Here is a 19,066-nt window from a genome sequence, read left to right on the forward strand (position 1 = left end):
TCCATCGTATGAAAGCACCGATCCCATTACGCAACGTTCCCCAGTCCAACATATTCCGCAAAGGAGATGTCTTTGTGTTGTTCGGCGAACTGTTCGGGCGGGGATATGCCAACGGTCTGATCAACGAGGCTCGCAAGGCCGGCATGACCATCGTGGGCGTCACGGTGGGACGCCGCAACGAAGACAACACCCTGCGTGCGCTGACCGCCGAAGAACTGGCGACCGCCGAGGCCAATCTGGGCGGTCGCATCATCAACGTGCCGCTGATGGCCGGTTTCGATCTGGATGCCCCGGCCGGCACGCCGACACCGACCGACATGGTGGCCGAGATGACGCTCAAGACCTGGCAGGACGACAAGCTGGACTGGGCGCATATCGAGAAGTGCCGCGAGATCGGCGTCAAGCGTTTCAAGGATTCCGTGGCGAAAGTGATGGCCGAGCTGGACGGCATGATCCCGGACGGTGCCAACGCCTTCTTCGCGCACACCATGGCCGGCGGCATCCCCAAGACCAAGGTGTTCCTGGCTATCGCCAACCGCATCTACAAGGGGCGCGGCGAGCGCTTCCAGTCTTCGCGTTCGTTGCTGGACAGCGACCTGGGCAAGCTGATACTGATGAACTTCGACGAGGTCACCGCCAATACCTTCCAGTACCTGATCGAGGGTAGCAGCGCCATCCGCGCGCGCCTGGAGAAGACGGGTGGGCAGACGCGCTACACCGCCTACGGCTACCACGGCACCGAGATCCTGATCGGCGGCAAGTACGAATGGCAGACCTACACCAACTACACGCAGGGCTATGCCAAGATGCGTCTGGAACGGCATGCGGAAGCGGCCTGGGCGCAGGGCATCAAGGCCACGGTTTACAACTGTCCTGAGATCCGTACCAATTCGTCTGACATCTTCGTCGGCGTGGAACTGTCGTTGTTCCCCCTGCTGAAGGCATTGAAGCAGGAAGGCGGCGGCGCGTGGGCGGAAGCGCAGTGGCAGGCATGCCGTGAGGTGCTGCTTGAAGGCGAGTCACTGGAGAATCTGTTGCAGAAGATCGACGACTACAACGACAGCGAAGTGATGAAGGGCTTCCGCAATTTCGAGGCCTGGCCGATGGACAATACCGCCGACCTGGCGGAAGTGATGATCGGTACCTCGGAAGCGATCACGAAGATGCACAAGTCACGCGATGCGCTGGTGACCGATGTGCTGAGTGCGCTGGTACTGGAAGGTACTGGACCGCTGATGTTCCACGAGACATCGAAACCGGCCGGTCCCGTGCTGTGGCTGAGCCACGACGTGATAGCCAAGCAGTTGAACCAGATGCACGCCTGATCGACGGGTGCACAAAAAAGCCGCGAGATGTTCGCGGCTTTTTTTGCGCCCGCATCCGGCGGTGCGTCAGTCGATGCGGCAGGCCTCCTCGAAATCCAGACGCGGATTGCGCGGATACACGCCCTTGGGGTCGCCGTAGCCGAGGCTGCAGATGAAGTTCGACTTCACATTCGTCCCCGCAAAGAACAACTCGTCCACCCTGCTATTGTCGAAGCCGGACATCGGCCCGCAATCCAGGCCGAGCGCGCGCGCCGCGATGATCAGATACGCGCCCTGCAGCGTGCCGTTGCGGAAAGCGTTGGTGAAAGCGGTCTGTTCATTCCCGTTGAACCAGCTCGGTGCGTCCGGCGCATGCGGGAACAGCTTGCCCAGTTTGTCGTAGAAGTGCAGGTCATAGCCGATGATGGCGGTGACGGGGGCGGCCATGACCTTGGCGCGGTTGCCTTCCATCAAGGTGGGCAGCAACTTCTCCTTTGCTTCCATTGACTTGACGAACACGATGCGCGCCGGACAGGAATTGGCCGAGGTCGGCCCCATGCGCAAGGTCTCATAGAGTCGGCGCAACAGTTCGTCCGGTACGGGCCGGTCGGTCCACAGGTTGTGGGTGTGTGCCGCGAGGAAGAGTTGGTCAAGGGCGGCTGGGCTCAGGGCGGTGTTGGACATGATGGATTCCTTGTTGGTGTGCTGATTCAGTGATCTTGTGACTGGATTATCCACCCGGAACCCGTTTCTAACCATGCCGTTTTCTATCTGCATCCCTGTGGGAGTTAGAATCCGAAAAAAGTGTCGACTGGAATTGTCTCCCAGAATGAAATGTGTCCTAATGCGACAAGTTCGGCGCGGTGCTACTGGTAGATACATAGATCGGACAAAGGGAAGGGAGGCGAGGGTTGATGGAAAAAGGTCAGGAGAAGCTCGCGATAAGCAAGCTGGTCTTCGAATTGACGGTGTCCGGCAATGATTCGAGTGATCTGGACGTTCTGCTGGAGCATCTGTTCCTTTTGTTGAAAGAGCAGCGTGACATCCCGGTCGAGTCGCGCGGCGCGGTCCTGTTGCTCAACCCCCGTGGCAAGTATTTTCAGGTCGCACAGTTCGGCATGCCGCCCGCATGGGACAACACGCTGGATTGGGAGGCGCTGAAACTGCCCGATCCGGAATCCATAGAACGCTGTCATACCAAACAGGTATCCTACGAGGATCCGACAGTCGGAGCCGTTGTCCATACCCGCATCATGCTGCTGCCTTTGCGCGTCGAAGGCCGGTATATCGGCTATGTAGCCCTGTTCGTCCCGATGGGCTATGAGCTGTGCGAGGTCTATGCGGATTTCTTCAACGACCTGTCGCGCGCCTTGTCCGGTCTGGTACAGCGCACCTTGTCCATGGAGACGCTGCGCATCCGCGAGCTTGAACTCGAAGAGGCGCGTGCAGACGCCATCCGCAGCCTGGGCGTGGCCTCCGAGTACCGCGACAACGAGACCGGCTGGCACATCATGCGCATGACCAACTATGCGCAATCCATCGCCCGCGCCATGCATCTGCCAGAGGAACAGCGTGACCTGTTGTATATCGCCGCCCCCATGCACGATGTCGGCAAGATCGGCATCGCCGACGCGGTGTTGCTGAAGCCGGGCAAGCTGACAGACGAGGAGTTCGAGGTGATGAAGACGCATACCGAGATCGGCGTCACCATCCTCGAAGGCAAGGACGAGCTGATCAAGGCGGCACGCGATATCGCCGGTTGCCACCACGAGCGTTGGGATGGCAAAGGCTACCCCAACGGGATGAAGGGTGAGGAGATCCCCCTGCTGGCCCGTATCTGTGCGGTCGCCGATGTGTTCGATGCGCTCACCTCGACCCGCCCTTACAAGGACCCCTGGACGGTGGAACAGGCCCATGACTGGGTGGTGAGCGAGGCGGGCAAGCATTTCGATCCGGAAGTGGTGCGTGCCTTCGACGCCTCGATGCCGGAGATCCTGCGTATCCGCGAGCTGTACCGCGATGACATCATCGATCCCAAACAGGTGTTGACCCTGCCGCCGATACGCCATCGCGAGAACGAGTGGATCCCATGGGATGACAGTCTGAGTGTCGGCATCGACGTCATCGACGAGCATCACCGTTATCTGTTCGACCTGATCAACGACCTGTACCAGGTGGTAATCAGGAAGCGCGGTGCGCGCGAGGTGGCGCGATTGATCAAATCGCTGGATGCCTATGCCAAGATCCATTTCCGCTCGGAAGAACAGATGATGAACCACTACGCTTTCGCCGGCATCGACCGCCAGTTGCACCAGCACCATGCTTTCGAGGAGAAGATCGCCGAGTTCTACGAAGAGCTGCACGCCAACCAGCTGGTGGCCCAGTTCGACGTGCTGACCTATCTGCGCGACTGGTTGATCCACCACATCCGTGTCGAGGATGCCAAGCTGATCGAGCTGACCAGTCATTGATACCCCCCCATCAGGAGTAATTGACTAAATTACTCAGGTTAGGTTAAATGGATGCACTTTTTCATCAGAGAGGGGTAGACCATGCAATTACCGGAACGTGACGGCGACGGATATCTCGTCGATATGAGCGATTGGACAGAGGAGATCGGCCGTGCCATGGCCGAGGCGGACGGCTACGAGCTGACCGACAAGAAGTGGGAACAGATCATGAAGGCGCGCGAGTACTACGAGGAATTCAACTCGGTGCCGCCCATCCGCAAGTTCGCCAAATACATCGACGAAGACCAGAAGGACGTGTTCGACCTGTGGATGACCGGTCCCATGAAGCCGATCACCAAATATGGCGGCATGCCCAAGCCGACCGGCTGCGTCTGAGTATCACCGATGAAAGTCACACCCGACAACGTCAGGGACTTCATCCTGCAGGGCCTGTCGTGCGAACACATCCAGGTCGAAGGCGACGGTCGCCATTTCGATGCGGTGATCGTGAGCAAGGATTTCGAGGGCAAGGGCATGCTGCAACAGCACAAGCTGGTGTATCAGGTGCTGGGCGACAAGATGGAGAAGATCCATGCCCTGTCGATGAAGACGATGACGCCCGCGCAATGGGCCAACATTCAGTAAGGAAATAGCAATGGACGAAAAAGAGATCGCACTGGGGATCATCCGCAAGACGGTGACCGAGAACCCCATCGTGCTGTACATGAAAGGCACGCCGCAATTCCCGCAATGCGGTTTCTCCGGTCGCGCCGCGCAGGTGCTGAAGGCGGCGGGTGTATCGAAATACGTCGCAGTGAACGTGCTGGAAGACCCGGTGTCCTGGAACTACCTGAAGTTCTACGCCGACTTCCCGACTTTCCCTCAGCTCTATATCAACGGCGAGTTGATCGGCGGTTCCGACATCATGCTGGCGATGTACGAGCAGGGCGAGTTGCAGCCGCTGATCGAAAAGGCGACCGCGACCGCCTGATCGCCGCGCAGGTCAGCGCAGTTTGACGCGCTCGATCTCCACGCTGTGTTCGCCGTCGCTCAGCCACACCTGGCCGTCCTGGATGGTGCACTGCAGGTCCATGGTGCGCCGCACCAGTTTCGGCAGTTCGTGTGTGCATTCGGGCGGCAGGTTGATGATGGCGAGGTTGTGCTGGCGTTCGAACTGGGCGCGGTTCTGCGTGTACCACATGTCGGCCACGCGGCCGCCGTAGCTGTACACCACTACCTGCCTGGCGCGACCGCAGGCCTTGCGGATCAGCTTCTCGTCGGGGATGCCGACGTCTATCCATAGTTCGATGGCACCGGTCAGGTCCTTCTGCCACAGATCGGCGGCGTCCTCGTCGGTCATGCCTTGTCCGAATTCCAGATACTCGTGCGCATGCAGGGCGAATGCCAGCAGGCGTACCATCATGCGTTCGTCGGTCTCGGAAGGATGCTGAGCCAAGGTGAGAGCGTGATCCTGATAATAGTGTCGTTCCATATCCGCGATCTGCAGATTGGCTTTGAATACCGTCGCTTTGATTGCCATGAATTTTCCTGATACGGTGCCTGCCTGCTCAGGCAGAGGGGCGCAAGCATAGCGCATCGCCGCGCAGATGCTGTACACAAGTCAACATTGAACGAGGTCGCACAGATCCATCACATGCTAGATAGTCATCAATCCGCCCAACTTGTCCGCCTGCGCTGGACCGCTTTCGCCATCGTCGGCCTCGCTTATGTGCTGTCCTTCTTCCATCGCTTCGCGCCGGCGGCGATCTCGTCCGACTTGCAGCAGGCGTTCGATACCAGCGGCGCGGCACTGGGCGGCCTGGCGGCGACCTATTTCTACGTCTACACCGTGATGCAGATACCCACCGGCATCCTCGCCGACACACTGGGCCCGCGCCGCGTGGTCGCCATCGGCGGTGTCATCGCCGGCATCGGTTCCATCCTGTTCGGCATGGCGGATACGCTGGCGATGGCGTCCGTCGGCCGTCTGCTGGTCGGCCTCGGCGTATCGGTCGCCTTCATCTGCATGCTCAAACTCAATGCGGTGTGGTTCCATGACCGGCACTTTGGCACAGCGACCGGTGCCACCATCCTGCTCGGCAATATGGGTTCGGTATTGGCTGCCGCACCGTTGGCCTGGGCGCTGGGCTTCGTCTCCTGGCGCACGGTGTTCGTCGCGGTGGGTATCGCCTCACTCCTTCTGGCCGCACTATCGTGGTGGTACGTGCGCAACCATCCCGGCGAAGCAGGGTTGCCGAGCCTGCGCGAACTGGACGGCAAGGCTTCACATCCGAAGCACGAAGGACACTGGTACGACGGTCTATTGGTGGTGATGAAGAACCGTGCCACCTGGCCGGGACTGTGGGTGAACATGGGATTGGCGGGCACGCTGTTCGCTTTCGGAGGACTGTGGGCCGTGCCTTTCCTGCGCGACGTGTACGGCATGGACCGCGCCGTCGCCACCGACCACACCACACTGCTGCTGGCCGGTTTTGCCGTCGGCGCATTCTTCATCGGTACTTTGTCGGATCGTTTGGGCAGGCGTAAGCCGGTGATGTTCGTCGGCGCGCTGGTGTACAGCCTGTGCTGGCTACCGCTGTTGGCCGGTATGCAGATGAGCAGTGTGCTGAGTCACACGCTGTTCTTCGTGATGGGGCTGGCCGCCCCCAGCTTCACGCTGAGCTGGGCCTGCGCGAAAGAAGTCAATCCGCCCGCACTGTCCGGCATGGCCACCAGCGTGGTCAACGTCGGCGCCTTCCTCGGCACCGCCATCCTGCAACCGCTGGTGGGCTGGGCCATCGACCGTGCGCATGCGGGAAGCGGATCGCCGCTGGGGCTGGCCGACTATCAGGTCGGGATGGGCATCATGCTGGGGTTCGCGCTGATGGGGCTGGTCGCCATCGCTTTCGTGCGTGAGACCTACTGCAAATATGTCGACGTCTAGATGTCAGACTGCGGGCTTGAGCGATGCGAGCATCGCTTCGTCCAGATAACACCATTCGCCCTCTGCCAGCCCCAGCGATTCCAGCTTCAGCTCGCATATCTGTGTGCGGCATAGCGCGCTGCAATGGTTGCCGGCTGCCGCCAGCATGCGTTTCACCTGATGGTATTTGCCCTGCTCCAGCACGATCTTCAGTCGGTGCTCGTCCAGTGTTTCGCACAACACGGCGGAAAGCGGTGCCGGTTCGTCATTCAGCTTCACCCCCTGCAGCAGTTGTGCCACCAGTTGCGGTGTGACCGGGTCGTGCGTGGTGGCGACATAGACTTTGGGTACGTGATGTTTGGGCGAGGATTGCTTGTGGATGAAGCTGCCATCGTCCGACATCAGCAACAGGCCGGTGGTGTCGTGGTCCAGACGACCAACGGGTTGCACATCGCGGTTCGAGAATTGTTCCGGCAGCAGAGAGAGTACGCCGGGGTGGTGTGAAGGTTTGCGCGAGCATTCATAGTCGGCAGGTTTGTGCAGCGCGAGGTAGACATGCTCGCGAAACAGCCACGGTTCGCCGTAAACGCTGAATTCCAACCCGTCGGTCTCGAAGCGCTGGCGCTCATCGGTGACGATCTCGCCGCCGATGCTCACGTTCCCCTCGGCGACCAGCCCGGCACACCATTTGCGGGTGCCGAAGCCCTGTGATTGCAGGATACGGTCGAGGGATTGTTTGCTCATGAGGTGAAGACCGGCAAACATCTGCCGGTCGTGATGTCAGAATTGATAGGTGAAGTTCACGCCAAGATGATTGCCGTTCGCGGACTGGGAGGTGGACATGTCGGCCGTGAAGACACCGTTGATGGTGTACTCCTTGGGCTGGTATTTCTCCAGGACGGCGCGCACGTTGATCCAGAAGTTCGGTGTCATCGCATAGCCGGCCTCGCCGACCAGACCGAAGGCGTTGTCATACGAGATGCGATATTTTCCATTCAATGTGATGGTGCGCATAGGATTGGTCACGTAACGCACCCCGCCTCCCAAGCGCCAGCGTTCGTTTCCGGTGTAGTAGGCCAGCGCTTCGATGGGGTAACGGTAGAACAGCACCGAGCCGTTCGAACCTTGCTCCAGGTCGTAGTGATAGTTGGCCGTGATTTGTAGTGCCATCGGCCGGTCCTGCATCTGATAAAACATGCCTGCGCCGAGTTGTACGAACGAGCCCGCCTTCACTTTTCCGGAACTGCCATCCGAATAGTTCACTGTCACCAAAGTGTCGCCGCCATAGGTCAGGCCGCCATTGAGGATGAGATGCGCGCCCGGTGCTGTGACGAAAGAGGCGGGGCTGGCATGTCCGGCAGTAGGTCGGTCATTGAGTGCATGAACGCTGGTGCATGCCGCACCCAATGCCAAAGCGGCGATAAATTTGTTGTTACGAATCACGATCTCTCCCTGAGTATGCAGCGGTTATGGAATTGTGAAGCCCGCGGATTGTATCGGCTACGTGCGTACGCGGCCATACTGTTGTCGGAACGAGGGCAAGGCATAGCCCGATAGCGTGGATATATAGACCTTTGCCTATATACCTACAAAACTGCATAGGCCATCCGGCATATTGACGCGCTGGAACCCATGCGGATACTTGTGCTTGAAGAATTTTATGGCGTGTCCACCTTGGAGAACGATCATGAAAGACCATCCATCCGCGCACCGCTACCCGGCGAACTGGCCGGTCCGCTTCCTGTGCGATTGCAAGAAACAGGGCAAGCCGATCACCATACGCGAAGGATTCGCCCACGATATATCTGCGAACACCATGCGTATCCGCAGTGATCACCACATCTGCACCGGGAAAGAAGTGGCGGTCATGCTGAAGATCCCGCCGCTTGAGCAGGGCTCTGACCATGCGCTGGTGAAGCTGGTGGGGCGCAGCCTGATGACGGTGGTGCATGAGGGTGACTTCCTGACGGAGATCGAATTCTCGCGATTCGAAGCGGATGGGCACGAACGGTTGAAGCACCATCTCAACAATCGTTTCGGCAGTCCTTTCTTCGCCACCCTGCCCAGGATGGCTTGAACCGGCACCCGCTCCCGCCGCGTATAATCCGCTGGTCCAAAACCGGAATCCTTTCAGGCGGGTGCCCCCGCCGATCACACCATGCTCGACTGGAAAGACGGCCAGCCATTCTCATCCCGTTTCGGCGATGTGTATTTCTCTTCCGGATCCGGACTGGAAGAGACGCACCATGTGTTCCTGCAGGGCAATGCGTTGTCCTCTCGCTTCGCGGCCCTGCCCACCGGTGATGGTTTCTGCATCGGCGAGACAGGTTTCGGTACCGGGTTGAACTTCCTCTGCGCCTGGCGGTTGTTCGAGCAGAACGCGCCGCCCGCTGCCACGCTGGATTTCTTCAGCACCGAACGCTTCCCCATCGACGATGACGAACTGAGTGCCGCGCTGGCCTTGTGGCCCCAGCTGGCCGTGCAGGCAGGGGCTTTGCTCGCCTGCTGGAAGCGCCGTGTGCCGGGCTGGAACCGATGGCATTTCGCGGGCGGCCGCATCCGCCTGACGCTGGCGCTGGAGGATGTGGCGCAGGCCTTGCCGCAATTGCCGGCTGGCGGTGTGGATGCATGGTTCCTCGACGGTTTCTCGCCGGCGAAGAACCCCGAGATGTGGAGCGATGAAGTGCTGTCTGCCATCGCCCGTGCCTCGCATGCGGGTACGACGCTGGCGACCTACACCAGCGCGGGCTGGGTGCGGCGCGGCTTGCAGCAGGCGGGGTTCGCGGTGGAGCGGGTGCCTGGCTTCGGACGCAAGCGCGAGATGGTGCGCGGCCGGCTGGAGAGTGCCGGGGCGCAGGCGACGAACGGGCGGGTGCCATCCTCGGCCATCGTCATCGGCGGCGGCCTTGCCGGTTGTGCGGCGGCGCATGCCTTGGCGCAGCGCGGCATCAAGGTCACCCTGCTCGAAGCCGCGCCGCAGCTAGCTGCCGCCGCGTCCGGCAATCCGCGCGGTATTTTGCATGCGCGTTTCGGCGCGGGGATGAACGCGCTGCACCGTTTCGTGCTGGCTGCCTACGGTCATGCGCTGGCGCTGCTGGACGAGATGTTGCCGGTCGATGGCGTGAACCGTGCCGAGTGCGGCTTGCTGCAACTGGCGGCGACCGATGCCGAGGCGAAGCGCATCGCGAAACTGTCCGCGCAGGAGTGGCCGCCGCACCTGTTGCAGGCGGTGGATGCTGAACAGGCGATCCATCTGGCCGGATTGCCAATGGCGCATGGCGGCTTGTGGTTCCCGGCGGGCGGCTGGGTGGTGCCGCCCGAGGTCTGTGCACGGCTGGCGGCGCATCCCGATATCACGGTGCGTCTCGATAGCGAGGTGACGGCGCTGGAAGCGGTGGCCGGCGGCTGGCGTGCCAGCGGTGCCGGTTTTGCCGTCGAGGCGGGGAAGGTGGTGGTGTGCTGCGCGCATCAGGCGAAGCGGCTGGCGCCGTTCGCCGCGTGGCCGCTGCAGCCGGTGCGCGGGCAGATCAGCGTGCTGCCGGCGACGCCGCAGAGTGCACGATTGAAGGCGGTGCTGTGTGCCGAGGGCTATTGCGCGCCGGCCGTTGCGGACCGCCATGTGGCGGGTGCCACCTCATCGTTCGATGATGCAGCGACCGACATCCGCGCGACCGATCATGCCGATAATCTGGCGAAGATCGCGGCCCACATGCCTGCGCTGCATCAGACCTTGGGCGATGTGGAACCATCGGATGGTCGCGCCGCTGTACGCTGCTCGGTGCCGGGGGCGACGCCGCTGGTCGGCGAGGTCGCGCCGGGTTTGTATTGCAGCCTGGCGCACGGCACACGCGGCTTGCTCACGGCGGGCATCGCTGCCGAAGTCGTTGCCGCGCAGATGTGCGGGAAGCTGCCGCCGCTGCCGCAGGACATGCTGGATGCGCTGGCGCCAAGCTCGCGCCCCGGACTTCGGGGATAATGCGTCCATGAAGAAGATCGCTCCCCCTCCCGAATATCCAGAGATCCGCCCCGGCCAGTCCGTCGAGCTGCTGAAGGCGCTGCACATCCTCACGCGCGACGGCAAGATGAACCAGGATTCGCGCCGCAAGCTGAAGCAGGTGTATCACCTGTACCAGTTCATCGAGCCGCTGCTGGAAGAGGTGCGCAATGAGAAGGGCGCGCTGACGCTGGTGGACCATGGTGCGGGCAAGTCGTATCTGGGGTTCATCCTGTACGACCTGTTCTTCAAAACACTTGAAGATGCTTCGCATATCTACGGCATCGAGACGCGCGAGGAGCTGGTCAGCCATTCCCGCGAGCTGGCGCAGCGGCTCGGCTTCGGCGGCATGTCCTTCCTCAACCTGTCGGTGGCGGATTCCATCGTGTCCGCCGAGCTGCCGCAGCAGGTGGACGTGGTGACCGCGCTGCATGCCTGCAACACCGCGACCGACGACGCCATCAAGTTCGCGCTGGCCAAGCGCGCGAAACATATCGTGCTGGTGCCCTGCTGTCAGGCCGAGGTGGCGGCGGTGTTGCGCAAGAGCAAGGGCGCTGCGCTGAAGAACACCTTGACCGAACTGTGGCGGCATCCCATCCATACGCGCGAGTTCGGCAGCCATGCCACCAACGTATTGCGCTGCCTGCAACTGGAGGCGCACGGTTATCAGGTGACGGTGACCGAGCTGGTGGGCTGGGAGCATTCGATGAAGAACGAGCTGATCATCGCCAGCTACAAGGACCTGCCGCGCCAGAAGGCGGCGCAAAGATTGACTGAGATGCTGGAGATGCTGGGCCTGCAAGAGCTGAGTGCACGATTCTTTACGGAGTGAACATGCAAGTGACCGAACCGCAGAACGACCATTACCGCCGCATCGGCGGCGAAGCCAAGATACGCGAGCTGGTGCAACGCTTCTATCAATTGATGGACGAACTGCCTGAGGCCCACCGCATCCGCAAGATGCATCACATCAGCCTGAAGAACTCGGAGGACAAGCTGTTCATGTTCCTCACCGGCTGGATGGGCGGCCCGCAACTGTATGTGGAAAAACACGGCCATCCGCGGCTGCGTCAAAGACACATGCCGTTCGCCATCGGAGACGAGGAGCGTGACCAGTGGATGATGTGCATGTCGCAGGCGCTGGATGACGTGGTGGAGGACGAGGCGCTGCGCAAGGAATTGATGGCGGCATTCCAGAAAGTCGCTGATTTCATGCGCAATCAGGCAGAATAAGGCCATGCAGACCACAGCCCGCACCGCAGACCGTCAGAGCGCCCAGCACATCGGACTGGTCTTCATGTTGCTCGCGCTGCTGGAGCTGCTGTTCCTGCATGCGCTGTCGCCGCTGGAGAATCGCCTGTCCGACGCTTTCGTGCGCATGCAGGCTGCGTCACTACAACCCGACCCCGATATCGTCATCGTCGACATCGACGACGCCAGCCTGGCGCAGATGGAGGACGATGTCGGGCGCTGGCCGTGGCCGCGTGCCGTCCATGGCGAGCTGGTGCAGGGCATCGCGGCGCAGCAACCCAAAGCCATCGTGTTCGATATCCTGTTCAGCGAACGCGACGCGTTCCGTCCCGATAGCGACGAGGCTTTCAACCAGGCGCTGCAAGGTCTCAACAATGTCTATTTCCCCATGGTGCGGCGCGATGCCGCGATGGATGCGCAGGGCGCGCCGGTCACGGATATCGCGCCATTGCTTGGTCTGCAGCGCGGGGAGGGGGCGGACGACCAGGCGAAACTCGCCATCCTGCCGCCGCTGGTGCTGGACCCGGCACACTGGCGCGTCGGCACCATCAACTTCGAGGAGGATGGTGACGGTGTCGGTCGCCGTTATCAGCTCTACACCGATGCCTATGGCTGGCGCATCCCCTCGCTGCCGGCACGCGTCGCGCAGGACCTCGGTTATGCCGTGCCACAGCAGCGCGACATGATCCTCGCCTGGCGCGGCAATCCGGGCGCGTTCAAACATATTCCCTATGCCGACCTGTATGCCGACCTCGGCCGCGAGAAGCACCAGCGTCCGGCGGATGAATTGAAAGACAAGATCGTCATCATCGGCACCGCTGCCACCGGCATGCACGACGTGCGCGTGACGCCCATGGCCAGCCTCTATCCCGGTGTCGAGATGCTGGCCACTGCCCTCGACAATCTGAAGAACGGACGCCAGATGCGCCAGGCGGATGCGGGCTTCCCGGCCGGTATCGCCATCCTGCTGCTCAGCGCGCTGAGCATCGCTTTCATGCGCCGCCTCCACACGCTCAAGATCGGCGCGGCCCTGCTCGGCGTGTCGGTGCTGCTGTTCGGTGCGTCCTGGCTGGCCGTGGGCAGCGAGATGCTGTTGCCGGTGCTCACCCCGGTTCTTCTGGCATGGCTGGCCTATGTCGCTTTCGCCCTGCGCGAATACCTGCGCGAGCGCCGGTCGCGCGAACAGGCGGTGCAACTGTTCAGTCGTTTCGTCAATCCGCATGTGGTGCAGGAACTGGTGGCGCACGGCGGCCTCAGCCGTTCCGGCGAGAGCCGCCAGATCACCATCCTGTTCTCCGACATCCGCGGCTTCACCACGCTGTCCGAGAAGCGCACGCCGGAGCAGGTAGTAGAACTGCTCAATCGTTATTTCAGTCTGCAAGTGGAGGTTGTGTTCCGCCACGGCGGTTCGCTGGACAAGTTCATCGGCGATTGCATCATGGCTTTCTGGGGCGCGCCGCTGGACGATCCCGATCATGCCAAACATGCGGTGGAAGCCGCGCTGGAGATGGGCGAGGTGTTGCAGCGCTTCAAGAAAGAATTGGGCGAGGAAGATGCCAGCTTCGATGTGGGTATAGGCATCCACACCGGCCCCGCTGTGGTCGGTCTGATCGGCAGCGAACAGCGCCGCGAGTACACCGCCATCGGCGATACGGTGAATCTCGGCAGCCGCATCGAAGGTTTGACCAAGGGCGTGTCGCGCATCCTGGTCTCTCGCGAGACCAGGGAGGCCTGCGGCGATGCCTTCGAATTCCAGTCGTTCGGATCGTTCAAGGTGAAAGGGCGCGAGCAGGAAGTCGAACTGTTCGCCCCGACCAGAAAAGGAGAATCGGCATGAAGGGATTGATAGCAGTCTGGCTGACACTCGGTTTCATCGCCAGCGCCGTAGCGGAGGAGGCCATTACTTTGCGCAGCACCGAATTGAAGGCCAAGCCTTACAGCGACGCGGAGACGCTGCTCACGCTGCCGGAACGCAGCAAGGTGGAAGTGCTGCAGCGCCGCGCCTCGTGGACGCAGGTGAAGAGCGGCAAGACCAGTGGCTGGGTGAAGATGCTCAGTCTGCAACTGGTGCGCGGCACCACGCAGCGCCGTGCCGACAACGGGCTGCGCTCCCTGTTCAACGTGGCACAGACCGGTCGCGGCGGCAGCACCGTCACCACCGGTGTGCGCGGACTGTCGGAAGAAGATCTCAAGAACGCCAAGCCGAACCCGCAGGCACTGGAAGATGCGCAGGCGTTCGTGGCCACCAAAGCCGATGCGAAACGTTTTGCCATGCAAGGAAAACTGAAGGCGCAACAGGTCGACTATCTGCCAGGAGGTGAGCGATGAGAACACTCATAGTGATGTTGGCGGTCTGTCTCGCTGTTCCGGTGCAGGCGTTCGACTTTGGCAGCCTTGACCTGGAGAAAGCCGTGAAGACGGTGCAGAAGATCAAGAAGGCCAATGAGGACGTGAGCGAACCGCAGGAGATCGAGCTGGGCAGCGGCATCGCCAGCAACCTGCTGGGGGCCGCGCCGCTACTCGACAACCCGGAAGTTCAGCGCTATGTGAACCGCGTCGGCCGCTGGATCGCGCTGCAGACCGAGCGGCCGGACATCCCCTGGCAGTTCGGTGTGCTGGACGACCCGGACATCAATGCCTTCGCCGCGCCGGGCGGTTACGTCTTCATCACCAAGGGATTGCTCGCTCGCATGAACAACGAGGCGGAACTGGCCGGTGTGCTCGCGCACGAGATATCCCATGTGCTGCGTAAACATCATCTGCTGGCATTGAAGAAAGGCGCACGCTCGGAACTGTTCAGCGACCTCGCCAATGACGCGATCAAGTCGCACGGCGGCGACCCGCGCCTGAGCAAGCTGGTCAGCGCCGGCACCGAGATCTATGCGCGCGGTCTGGACAAGCAGGACGAATTCGAATCCGACCGCATGGGCGTGGTGCTCGCCGCCCGCGCCGGCTACGATCCCTATGGCCTGCCGGCCGTGCTGCAGACGTTGCAATCCATCAACCCAAGCGATTCCAACCTCGCTCTCATGTTCAAGACCCATCCTTCGTTCGACAAACGGCTGGAGCTGCTGGCGAACGAGATGACACCCGCACTGGATGGTTATGAGGGGCAGCCGGATCTTGGCCAGCGGTTCGCGTCGGTGATGGGCGGGCAATAAAGTACCGGACGCGCAGGATGATGAAGCAGCGCCGGACCTTCACCTTCTTCTTGCTCGCGGTGCTGCTGGTGCTCGGCGGCTGCGCCAACAACGACTGGCGTACCGCCAGCCGCGACTCCGCCGGCATCGCCCCGGATCCCGCGACCACCGAAGAGGCGGTGCTCATCGTGTTCGGCGCGGATACCTGGGGCTGGCGCGGCTGGTTCGCCATCCACACCTGGATCGCGGCCAAACGCAGCGGCGAGCATGCGTACACGGTCTACGACGTCGTCGGCTGGCGCGCCCGCAACGGGCAACCCGTCATGCAGGCCGCGCAGGACATCCCCGACCGCTACTGGTACGGCGAGCGGCCACGCATCATCAAACAGTATCGCGGGGCAGGCGTCGATCGTCTGATCGCCGAAGTCGACAAGGCCGCGCAGGAATATCCCTGGAAAGACAGCTACACCGCCTTCCCCGGCCCAAACAGCAACACCTTCATCGCCTGGATCGCCAAGCGCGTGCCGGAAATGGAACTGAGCCTGCCGCTCTCGGCGATAGGCAGCGGATATGTGGAGTGACGATGGTGGATGCACCAGGCATTGCTGTGCTCTGTTCACGGAGCGGGAGAGGTTGGTCGGTGTGACGTGGTTGGCTTGAATCGGCCGACAGCAGAAGTCTAGCCTCAGCCTTTCCTGACCGGCGGTTCCAGATCGCCACGATGCAGTTTGAAGTCGCCCGTCTTGCGTTCCGCGAAGTAGTGTTCCAGCGCATATTTCACCGGACGGAACGCAAGTTGTTCCCACGGGATGTCCTCTTCCTTGAACAATCTCACATCCAGACTCTCGACACCGGGTGAGAAATCCAGGTCGAGCAGGGTGGCGCGGAACAGCATCTGCACCTGGTTGATGTAAGGCAGGTTGTAGACGGCATAGAGGTCGTGGATCTGCACGCGGGCGTTGGCTTCTTCCAGCGTCTCGCGGGCGGCACCTTGTTCGGTGGTCTCGCCGTTCTCCATGAATCCGGCAGGGAGCGTCCACAGGCCGTGCCGAGGTTCGATGGCGCGCAGGCAAAGCAAGATCCTGCCATCTTTCCATTCGGGTATCGCGCCGACGATGATCTTCGGGTTCTGGTAGTGGATGGTGTCGCAGGCGGTGCAAACGTAGCGCTCGCGGTGGTCGTCCGGCGGGGTGCGCAGTTCGACGGGTGCGCCGCAGTCTGCGCAGTATCTCATCTAGGTGAGCCTTGATTAGCCGTCGAGAGCGGTTCGAGTGCAAGGCGCACGGAACGCAGCGACTGAGAAAACGAGTTTCGGTGCAGACTAACCTTCAGGTTATGTCGTAGCCACATACCGGGTTGGTAGGCGAGGAAGCGACAACGAATGTTGCGGTGAAGCTCATGCACAACGCGCGTGATGCTGGTGCCAAGGCCGCGCAACGCCGCAATCGAACCACGCAGTAGGCTAGCGAGGCTCAACTTACAGCTCCCAGAACTTCCACCACGGTGTCTCCTTCTCCTTGAAGAAGGTCTTCGAGGGGCGGATGCCGTCCTTGGCGATGTTGTGTGCCAGCACGCGCTGGGTGTCGCGGCTGAGGTCGTCCATGCCGAGGCTGGTATAGCCTTGCACCATGATCTGCAGGGCATCGCGTGTCTGCGGGGTGTCGGGGTAGTCGGTCAGCACGCCCTGGGCGCGGTTGACGGCGGCGACATAGGCTCCGCGGCGCAGGTAGTAGCTGGCGATGGCGATCTCGTGTTTGGCAAGGGTGACCAGCAGGTATTGCATGCGCTGGCGGGCGTCGTCGGCATAACGGCTGGCCGGATAACGGGTGACCAGTTCCTTGAAAGCGTCGAAGGAGGCGCGCAGGCTGGCCGGGTCGCGTTCGGCCGGGTCCTGCTGGAACAGGGTGCTGAAGTAGCTGTTAAGGTTCTCGTCGAAGTTGATGAGGCCCTTCAGGTAGAGCACGTAATCGAGCGCATCGCTCTTGGGGAACTGTTTGATGAAGCGGTCCAGTGTGGACAGTGCCGGTGCCGGCTCGCCCTTTTTGTAATAGGCATAGGCGATGTCCAGTTGTGCCTGTTGTGCATAGCGGCCATAGGGGTAGCGCGATTGCAGGCGCTCCAGCAGTTTGACGGCACGCTCGTAGCTCTCGTCCTGCATCTCGGCCTTGGCTTGCCCGTACAGTTCGTCCGCAGTCAGTTTCTGGTCGATGTTGTCGGCTTCGGGGAGTGAACTGCAAGCAGCTAACGTGAGCAGGAGGAAAACGGCTAAACTATGACGCATGATAGAACCCGAAGAAGAATTGCCCGATTATAGCAAAGACGACGATAGCGCCGACCCGCTTGAGTTCAAAGTCCCCACCGAGCTCGGCGGACTGCGTCTGGACCAGATCCTGGTCAAACTGCTTCCCGAATACTCGCGTAGCCGCCTGCAAGACTGGATAGGGCAGGGGCTGGTGTCGATCAACGGCAAGACAGCCACTGTCAAACAGAAAGTGTGGGGCAACGAGAAGCTGAGCGTCCTGCCCCAGGTACACCCTTCCGAGATGGTAGCCGAGCCGGAAGACATCCCTCTGGATATCGTGTACGAGGACGATGCGATCATCGTCATCAACAAGCCGGTGGGGCTGGTGGTGCATCCCGGCAGTGGCAACTGGCAGGGCACGCTGCTGAATGCCTTGCTGTTCCATGCGCCGGAGCTGAACGAGGTGCCGCGCGCGGGCATCGTGCACCGGCTGGACAAGGATACCAGCGGTCTGATGGTGGTGGCCAAGACGCTGGTGGCGCAGACCGCGCTGGTGCGGCAGATGCAGGCGCGCAGCGTGAAGCGCGAATACCTGGCGCTGGTGTGGGGCGAGGTGGACCGCGATTACACGGTGAACGTGCCGATCGGTCGCCACCCCACGCAGCGCACCAAGATGGCGGTGACCGAGAGCGGCAAGGAGGCGATCACCCATGTCCACGTCGAGCAGCGCTTCCACAGTTGCACACTGGTGCGTTGCAAGCTGGAGACCGGGCGCACCCACCAGATCCGCGTGCACATGTCCTACCTCGACCATCCGCTGGTGGGCGATACGCTCTACATCAAGGGTGTGCAGAAATGCGTGCCCGCATTGCGCGATATCCTGATCCACTTCCCGCGGCAGGCGCTGCATGCCTGGAAACTGGCGCTGGACCACCCGACGACCGGCAAGCGCATGGAGTTCGATACGCCGTTGCCGGACGACATGGACGAGTTGCTGGAGGCGATCGAAGAGGCGAACGATGAGGTCGTGTGATCCCTTCATCGCGCCAGACTGGCCTGCGCCGGCCAACGTCAAGGCGATGCAGACCACGCGCAGCGGCGGAGTCAGTCAGGCACCCTACGATTCGATGAACCTGGGGCTGCATGTAGGCGATGACCCGCTGCGGGTGAACCATAACCGTCAGTCGCTCTCGGCACTGCTTCCCACCGAACCGGTATGGCTGGAGCAGGTACACGGCACTGTGGTGGCGAACGCCGATGCGGCCGCGTGCCGGGTGGTGGCCGATGCCAGCATCGCCCGTCATCGCGGTTCGGTGTGCGTGGTGATGACGGCGGATTGTCTGCCGGTGTTGCTGTGCGACGCGGATGGAACGGTGGTCGCTGCCGCGCATGCGGGCTGGCGCGGACTGTGTGACGGGGTCATAGAAGCGACGGTGCGGGCGATGGGAGTCGCGCCGAACAAACTGATGGCCTGGCTGGGGCCGGCCATCAGCCAGACGCATTTCGAGGTCGGCGCGGAAGTGCGCGAGGCGTTCATCGCGCAGCATGCGCAGGCGAAGGAAGCCTTCGTCGCCCAGCAGGGATCGGACAAGTATCTGGCCGATCTCTACCTGCTGGCACACCAGCGGCTGAACGCACTCGGCGTCACCGCCATCCACGGCGGCTGGCGTTGCACCTACGGCGAGGCCGATTGTTTCTTCTCTTACCGGCGCGACGGGGCGACCGGTCGCATGGGCACTTTCATCTGGCTCGCCTGAGTCGG

The 19,066-nt window shown here is 61.6% G+C and carries 22 protein-coding genes; 16 read left to right on the forward strand and 6 right to left on the reverse strand.

From position 1 onward, the window contains the following. Window positions 1-8: 8 nt before the first annotated feature. A complete protein-coding gene (locus ACYPYQ_RS05545) occupies window positions 9-1,325 on the forward strand; it encodes an enoyl ACP reductase FabMG family protein (protein ID WP_459720998.1) in 1,317 nt (438 codons plus the stop codon). Between the two features lie 66 nt (window positions 1,326-1,391). Here the strand turns inward: ACYPYQ_RS05545 and ACYPYQ_RS05550 are convergent, their stop codons facing one another. Next, a complete protein-coding gene (locus ACYPYQ_RS05550) occupies window positions 1,392-1,988 on the reverse strand; it encodes a malonic semialdehyde reductase (protein WP_459721001.1) in 597 nt (198 codons plus the stop codon). Between the two features lie 230 nt (window positions 1,989-2,218). Here ACYPYQ_RS05550 and ACYPYQ_RS05555 point away from each other — a divergent pair, with 230 nt between their 5' ends. The 4 genes from ACYPYQ_RS05555 (at window position 2,219) to grxD (ending at window position 4,745) form a co-directional block, all read left to right on the forward strand. After that, window positions 2,219-3,775 carry a bacteriohemerythrin gene (locus tag ACYPYQ_RS05555; RefSeq protein WP_459721004.1) on the forward strand — a complete coding sequence of 519 codons (1,557 nt, stop codon included), beginning with the start codon at window positions 2,219-2,221 and terminating at the stop codon, window positions 3,773-3,775. Window positions 3,776-3,856: 81 nt separating this feature from the next. Continuing rightward, entirely contained in the window at window positions 3,857-4,150 is a 294-nt protein-coding gene (locus ACYPYQ_RS05560; RefSeq protein ID WP_459721007.1) for a TusE/DsrC/DsvC family sulfur relay protein, read from the forward strand. Window positions 4,151-4,159: 9 nt separating this feature from the next. Then, complete coding sequence (locus ACYPYQ_RS05565) at window positions 4,160-4,399, forward strand: BolA family protein (protein ID WP_459721010.1); 240 nt, start codon at window positions 4,160-4,162, stop codon at window positions 4,397-4,399. 10 nt (window positions 4,400-4,409) lie between these two features. Then, entirely contained in the window at window positions 4,410-4,745 is a 336-nt protein-coding gene (grxD, locus tag ACYPYQ_RS05570; protein WP_459721013.1) for a Grx4 family monothiol glutaredoxin, read from the forward strand. Between the two features lie 12 nt (window positions 4,746-4,757). Here the strand turns inward: grxD and ACYPYQ_RS05575 are convergent, their stop codons facing one another. Further along, window positions 4,758-5,294 (reverse strand): YaeQ family protein, encoded by a 537-nt coding sequence (locus ACYPYQ_RS05575; protein WP_459721016.1) that lies wholly within the window; start codon window positions 5,292-5,294, stop codon window positions 4,758-4,760. A gap of 114 nt (window positions 5,295-5,408) precedes the next feature. Here ACYPYQ_RS05575 and ACYPYQ_RS05580 point away from each other — a divergent pair, with 114 nt between their 5' ends. Then, complete coding sequence (locus ACYPYQ_RS05580) at window positions 5,409-6,698, forward strand: MFS transporter (protein ID WP_459721019.1); 1,290 nt, start codon at window positions 5,409-5,411, stop codon at window positions 6,696-6,698. A gap of 3 nt (window positions 6,699-6,701) precedes the next feature. On the opposite strand, the gene ACYPYQ_RS05585 is transcribed toward ACYPYQ_RS05580, so the two are convergent. Further along, window positions 6,702-7,421 (reverse strand): pseudouridine synthase, encoded by a 720-nt coding sequence (locus ACYPYQ_RS05585; RefSeq protein ID WP_459721024.1) that lies wholly within the window; start codon window positions 7,419-7,421, stop codon window positions 6,702-6,704. 36 nt (window positions 7,422-7,457) lie between these two features. Beyond that, window positions 7,458-8,120, reverse strand: coding sequence for a hypothetical protein (locus ACYPYQ_RS05590; protein ID WP_459721029.1), 663 nt, complete (start codon window positions 8,118-8,120; stop codon window positions 7,458-7,460). A 244-nt stretch (window positions 8,121-8,364) separates the two neighbouring features. On the opposite strand from ACYPYQ_RS05590, the gene ACYPYQ_RS05595 reads away from it, so the two are divergent. The 8 genes from ACYPYQ_RS05595 to ACYPYQ_RS05630 all read left to right on the forward strand — a co-directional run bounded on the left by ACYPYQ_RS05595 (window position 8,365) and on the right by ACYPYQ_RS05630 (window position 15,643). Next, window positions 8,365-8,754: a hypothetical protein gene (locus tag ACYPYQ_RS05595; RefSeq protein ID WP_459721032.1), complete on the forward strand. Its 390-nt coding sequence runs from the start codon at window positions 8,365-8,367 to the stop codon at window positions 8,752-8,754. Between the two features lie 81 nt (window positions 8,755-8,835). Beyond that, the gene (gene mnmC / locus ACYPYQ_RS05600) at window positions 8,836-10,653 is read left to right on the forward strand and encodes a bifunctional tRNA (5-methylaminomethyl-2-thiouridine)(34)-methyltransferase MnmD/FAD-dependent 5-carboxymethylaminomethyl-2-thiouridine(34) oxidoreductase MnmC (RefSeq protein WP_459721035.1); all 1,818 of its coding nucleotides are present in this window, start codon (window positions 8,836-8,838) and stop codon (window positions 10,651-10,653) included. Between the two features lie 7 nt (window positions 10,654-10,660). Continuing rightward, window positions 10,661-11,503 carry a class I SAM-dependent methyltransferase gene (locus ACYPYQ_RS05605; protein WP_459721038.1) on the forward strand — a complete coding sequence of 281 codons (843 nt, stop codon included), beginning with the start codon at window positions 10,661-10,663 and terminating at the stop codon, window positions 11,501-11,503. A 2-nt stretch (window positions 11,504-11,505) separates the two neighbouring features. Beyond that, window positions 11,506-11,904 carry a group II truncated hemoglobin gene (locus tag ACYPYQ_RS05610; protein ID WP_459721041.1) on the forward strand — a complete coding sequence of 133 codons (399 nt, stop codon included), beginning with the start codon at window positions 11,506-11,508 and terminating at the stop codon, window positions 11,902-11,904. A gap of 4 nt (window positions 11,905-11,908) precedes the next feature. Next, on the forward strand, window positions 11,909-13,759 hold the full coding sequence (locus tag ACYPYQ_RS05615) for a CHASE2 domain-containing protein (protein WP_459721044.1): 1,851 nt from the start codon (window positions 11,909-11,911) through the stop codon (window positions 13,757-13,759). Beyond that, window positions 13,756-14,250 (forward strand): SH3 domain-containing protein, encoded by a 495-nt coding sequence (locus tag ACYPYQ_RS05620; RefSeq protein ID WP_459721048.1) that lies wholly within the window; start codon window positions 13,756-13,758, stop codon window positions 14,248-14,250. Before ACYPYQ_RS05615 ends, ACYPYQ_RS05620 begins: the two co-directional genes overlap by 4 nt. Next, window positions 14,247-15,083: a M48 family metallopeptidase gene (locus ACYPYQ_RS05625; protein ID WP_459721050.1), complete on the forward strand. Its 837-nt coding sequence runs from the start codon at window positions 14,247-14,249 to the stop codon at window positions 15,081-15,083. The genes ACYPYQ_RS05620 and ACYPYQ_RS05625 overlap by 4 nt, the downstream gene beginning before the upstream one ends. 17 nt (window positions 15,084-15,100) lie before the next feature. Next, window positions 15,101-15,643, forward strand: coding sequence for a DUF3750 domain-containing protein (locus tag ACYPYQ_RS05630; RefSeq protein WP_459721053.1), 543 nt, complete (start codon window positions 15,101-15,103; stop codon window positions 15,641-15,643). 104 nt (window positions 15,644-15,747) lie between these two features. Here ACYPYQ_RS05630 and ACYPYQ_RS05635 read toward each other — a convergent pair whose 3' ends face one another. Then, the gene (locus ACYPYQ_RS05635; RefSeq protein ID WP_459721056.1) at window positions 15,748-16,296 is read right to left on the reverse strand and encodes an NUDIX hydrolase; all 549 of its coding nucleotides are present in this window, start codon (window positions 16,294-16,296) and stop codon (window positions 15,748-15,750) included. Window positions 16,297-16,539: 243 nt separating this feature from the next. Continuing rightward, the gene (locus ACYPYQ_RS05640) at window positions 16,540-17,343 is read right to left on the reverse strand and encodes an outer membrane protein assembly factor BamD (protein WP_459721060.1); all 804 of its coding nucleotides are present in this window, start codon (window positions 17,341-17,343) and stop codon (window positions 16,540-16,542) included. On the opposite strand from ACYPYQ_RS05640, the gene rluD reads away from it, so the two are divergent. Further along, the gene (rluD, locus tag ACYPYQ_RS05645) at window positions 17,342-18,337 is read left to right on the forward strand and encodes a 23S rRNA pseudouridine(1911/1915/1917) synthase RluD (RefSeq protein ID WP_459721063.1); all 996 of its coding nucleotides are present in this window, start codon (window positions 17,342-17,344) and stop codon (window positions 18,335-18,337) included. The two genes, ACYPYQ_RS05640 and rluD, sit on opposite strands and share 2 nt — an antisense overlap. Next, window positions 18,324-19,061, forward strand: a complete 738-nt coding sequence (gene pgeF / locus ACYPYQ_RS05650; protein ID WP_459721066.1) for a peptidoglycan editing factor PgeF — start codon at window positions 18,324-18,326, stop codon at window positions 19,059-19,061. Before rluD ends, pgeF begins: the two co-directional genes overlap by 14 nt. The last annotated feature ends 5 nt before the right edge of the window (window positions 19,062-19,066 follow it).

It is taken from the genome of Sideroxyarcus sp. TK5, assembly GCF_054601595.1.

Coding starts and splice junctions, on each gene's coding strand:
- ACYPYQ_RS05620 (WP_459721048.1), top strand. CDS start 13,756: ATGAAGGGATTGATAGCAGTCTGGCTGACACTCGGTTTCATCGCCAGC.
- ACYPYQ_RS05545 (WP_459720998.1), top strand. CDS start 9: ATGAAAGCACCGATCCCATTACGCAACGTTCCCCAGTCCAACATATTC.
- ACYPYQ_RS05640 (WP_459721060.1), bottom strand. CDS start 17,343: ATGCGTCATAGTTTAGCCGTTTTCCTCCTGCTCACGTTAGCTGCTTGC.
- ACYPYQ_RS05595 (WP_459721032.1), top strand. CDS start 8,365: ATGAAAGACCATCCATCCGCGCACCGCTACCCGGCGAACTGGCCGGTC.
- ACYPYQ_RS05630 (WP_459721053.1), top strand. CDS start 15,101: ATGATGAAGCAGCGCCGGACCTTCACCTTCTTCTTGCTCGCGGTGCTG.
- ACYPYQ_RS05555 (WP_459721004.1), top strand. CDS start 2,219: ATGGAAAAAGGTCAGGAGAAGCTCGCGATAAGCAAGCTGGTCTTCGAA.
- ACYPYQ_RS05625 (WP_459721050.1), top strand. CDS start 14,247: ATGAGAACACTCATAGTGATGTTGGCGGTCTGTCTCGCTGTTCCGGTG.
- ACYPYQ_RS05580 (WP_459721019.1), top strand. CDS start 5,409: ATGCTAGATAGTCATCAATCCGCCCAACTTGTCCGCCTGCGCTGGACC.
- ACYPYQ_RS05575 (WP_459721016.1), bottom strand. CDS start 5,294: ATGGCAATCAAAGCGACGGTATTCAAAGCCAATCTGCAGATCGCGGAT.
- ACYPYQ_RS05565 (WP_459721010.1), top strand. CDS start 4,160: ATGAAAGTCACACCCGACAACGTCAGGGACTTCATCCTGCAGGGCCTG.
- rluD (WP_459721063.1), top strand. CDS start 17,342: ATGATAGAACCCGAAGAAGAATTGCCCGATTATAGCAAAGACGACGAT.
- pgeF (WP_459721066.1), top strand. CDS start 18,324: ATGAGGTCGTGTGATCCCTTCATCGCGCCAGACTGGCCTGCGCCGGCC.
- ACYPYQ_RS05615 (WP_459721044.1), top strand. CDS start 11,909: ATGCAGACCACAGCCCGCACCGCAGACCGTCAGAGCGCCCAGCACATC.
- ACYPYQ_RS05550 (WP_459721001.1), bottom strand. CDS start 1,988: ATGTCCAACACCGCCCTGAGCCCAGCCGCCCTTGACCAACTCTTCCTC.
- grxD (WP_459721013.1), top strand. CDS start 4,410: ATGGACGAAAAAGAGATCGCACTGGGGATCATCCGCAAGACGGTGACC.
- ACYPYQ_RS05635 (WP_459721056.1), bottom strand. CDS start 16,296: ATGAGATACTGCGCAGACTGCGGCGCACCCGTCGAACTGCGCACCCCG.
- ACYPYQ_RS05610 (WP_459721041.1), top strand. CDS start 11,506: ATGCAAGTGACCGAACCGCAGAACGACCATTACCGCCGCATCGGCGGC.
- ACYPYQ_RS05585 (WP_459721024.1), bottom strand. CDS start 7,421: ATGAGCAAACAATCCCTCGACCGTATCCTGCAATCACAGGGCTTCGGC.
- ACYPYQ_RS05560 (WP_459721007.1), top strand. CDS start 3,857: ATGCAATTACCGGAACGTGACGGCGACGGATATCTCGTCGATATGAGC.
- ACYPYQ_RS05605 (WP_459721038.1), top strand. CDS start 10,661: ATGAAGAAGATCGCTCCCCCTCCCGAATATCCAGAGATCCGCCCCGGC.
- mnmC (WP_459721035.1), top strand. CDS start 8,836: ATGCTCGACTGGAAAGACGGCCAGCCATTCTCATCCCGTTTCGGCGAT.